1 protein-coding gene is annotated in these 1,170 nt (G+C 57.5%); it reads right to left on the reverse strand.

Annotated features, from left to right (window positions below; all coding sequences use genetic code 11):
* Nucleotides 1–395 precede the first annotated feature (395 nt).
* Complete coding sequence (locus tag AC56LY_RS24455; protein ID WP_499583719.1) at nt 396–1,013, reverse strand: PEP-CTERM sorting domain-containing protein; 618 nt, start codon at nt 1,011–1,013, stop codon at nt 396–398.
* Between the last annotated feature and the right edge of the window lie 157 nt (nt 1,014–1,170).

Here is a 1,170-nt window from a genome sequence, read left to right on the forward strand (position 1 = left end):
CGGCCAAAAGCGGTCATACGACACAAGCTGAGGCTGCGGATGCGTTTTGAAATTGGATCGGGAATATGGTGCCAAGCCATAGTCAAGACGGCTTACGCCGTGTACGTGTTGAAGAGGATTCATTCATATGCGCTCTGCTAGCAAACAGGGGATGGCGAGCATCTACTCCCCCAACTGGAGCATACTCAGATACTCGACATGAGCGATGGCAAGGCGATGACATGGGTTGAAAGAATGGTGGCAGTGCCATTGCGTGCGACAACCTGTCGTCGGCGATGCCGGGGGCCTCACTAGCCTAACTGGATAATGATCGCCAGAGACAACAACTCAGCAACGCCAAATCATGAAAAACGCTGACTTGCGTCGGCGTTTCGAGGATCGATTCAGAATCCGATTCAGTTCCTGCGACGACCCACCACCAGCAGACCCGTTAAGCCCAGGCCCAGCAAGGCAATCGACGTCGGTTCCGGCACGTCCGACGGTGCATCTGCCCGCGCACCCTCAGCAATGATCTTCGTACTGAAATACGCCACGTCATTCCACTCGTTGTGACCGGCCCAGATCCACTTGGCGTCGGTTGACGTATCGTCGCGGTAATACCACGGCTCCGAACCATTGAAGCCGTAGTCGCCGAGTTCCACATAGTTGCCATCGAAGCCCGTGTTGTTGCCGAGCCAATCGTCGGTGTTGGTCAGCAGGCGCTGGGCACCGTTGACGAACATATGGGTCGAGTCGGTCAATTCAAATTCGCCCAGAACGCCGGCCATGGCACCGAAGTTGTTCGCGACGATGTGTAGGAAATAATCCTGGCCGGCGGCAAGGGTAGCTTGGCCCAGCGAGGCCAGGTCCCACTGGTTGCCGGACGAGAACGCCGTGCCCAGTTCGGTATCGTTGGTCGAAAAGTAGGCGACAAAGCTATCGTCCACGTGGAGGCGCGAATCGAGTACCGTAGCTGACGCGGTGCAGCTGGCGAAGGCAAAGGTTGCGGCTGCGGCGATATGGGTGAGTTTCATGATGTTCTGATGGTGGTCTGTACAGCCTCATACCGGCGTGCCAGGGGCAGGCCGGTATGAAGATTGCGTTATGGGGCGATCAATACGCCTGGTCAGCCGACACCTGGACCGAGTCGCGCATCGGCTGCGGCAGCGGGTTCGAGGTATTGGTCGGCAG

The sequence above is a fragment of the Telluria sp. ZT3P25 genome, from assembly GCF_059685895.1.

Bases quoted from the DNA above. Each gene is read 5' to 3' on its own strand.
- AC56LY_RS24455 (WP_499583719.1), bottom strand. From the start codon at position 1,013: ATGAAACTCACCCATATCGCCGCAGCCGCAACCTTTGCCTTCGCCAGC.